1 protein-coding gene is annotated in these 1465 nt (G+C 63.4%); it reads right to left on the reverse strand.

The features are described from left to right. Nucleotides 1-22: 22 nt before the first annotated feature. The gene (locus ACIRRA_RS46010) at nt 23-1240 is read right to left on the reverse strand and encodes an IS110 family transposase (RefSeq protein ID WP_402782488.1); all 1218 of its coding nucleotides are present in this window, start codon (nt 1238-1240) and stop codon (nt 23-25) included. Nucleotides 1241-1465: the final 225 nt, after the last annotated feature.

The following is a 1465-nucleotide window of genomic DNA, read 5'->3' on the forward strand; positions in this document are numbered from 1 at the left end:
AACAGGAGTCTCAATGAGGATGTCAAGCCGCAGCTGTCGCCGGGACAGCCCTCGGAGGCTGCTCAGTGAAGTGCCGTCCGTCACGCAATAGTGCCCACAGCACATCGACCAAGCGCCGAGATAGCGCGAGCAGCGCCTGCGTGTGAACCTGCCGTTCATTCCTCTTGCGCTGGTAGAAGGTCCGTGACGGGCCTTCGCGTCGGATCGCGGACAGAGCGGCCATATAGAACACCCGCCGCAGCCGCCGATTGAACCGTTTGGGCCGGTGCAGGTTTCCGGTGACACGGCCGGAATCACGCGGCACCGGAACCAAACCGGCATAGGACGCAAGACGACCCGACGTCGAGAACGTTGCCAGGTCACCGCCGGTGGCCACCAGGAATTCAGTACCCAGATGCGGGCCCATGCCCGGCATCGACTCGATGATCGACGCATGCGGATGCTGCCGAAACACGGTGGCGATCTGCTTGTCGAGATCCTTGATCTCGCGATCGAGATTGAGAAGCTTGGCCGCCAACCGCTTGATCAAAGCCGCGGTTGCCGCCTCAGCTGGAACAGCAACGTCCTGCTCGCCGGCCGCGGATACCGCAGTCGCAGCGATCTTGTCGATGCCTTTCGCCCACGCCCCATTCTCCGCGAGAAGCGTTGCAACACCGTCGATTCCGGAAGCACGAATTTCCGCCGGGGTACACAGTCCCGACACCAGGATCAGCGGCGAGCGCGACGAGTAGTCGAACGCCGCCTCCAGGGCCGGGAAGATCGACGCGAGCATCGCCCGCAGCCGGTTTACCCCGGCCACCCAGTCGTCCATCAGATCGGCACGATAGGCCGAAAGCGCAGTCAGCTCGGCGATCAACTCGTCTGGCGCGGTGACCGGTTGCAGATCGGTCTTCAGGCGGGCGGTGTCGGCAATCACCCGGGCATCCTTGGCGTCGGTCTTGCCTTCACCCCGGAACATCCCGGTCATGGTCGCCACCATCCGACCAGGCACGTACACCACCTGCTCACCGGCAGCCAGCAGCACCGTGATTAGCAGCGCGGCCAGCGGGCTGATCAGATCGATCGCCCACACCCGTTCGGCACCGGTCGCCCGGGCCCGAGCGATGATCGACTCGATCGCCCGCTGGTCGTTGTTCACCCTGCTCGACCAGCACACTTTGCCCAGTTCGTCCACCACACACGCATGATGGGCGGCCTTACCTACATCGATACCGATCCAAATCCGAGGGCGCACAGCCACTCTCACACTCCGTCCACACGAACCTCCCCGCGGACAACCCCGCCATCAGGTCCCTAACCAGCGACGAACCGCTTCAGATCTCAATCAGTGGCCGGAGCGTCCAGACGGTGGGGCAGCCACTCCTGTCGAGCCACGACGAAGGCAGACTCTAATCAGCTACACCCCACCGACCTGGGCATCCAGGCAACGAACCCGGACATCTCCGATCTTAGGGACTCTAATACC

This window comes from Nocardia sp. NPDC101769, assembly GCF_044766925.1.
Taxonomy (GTDB): Bacteria; Actinomycetota; Actinomycetes; order Mycobacteriales; family Mycobacteriaceae; genus Nocardia.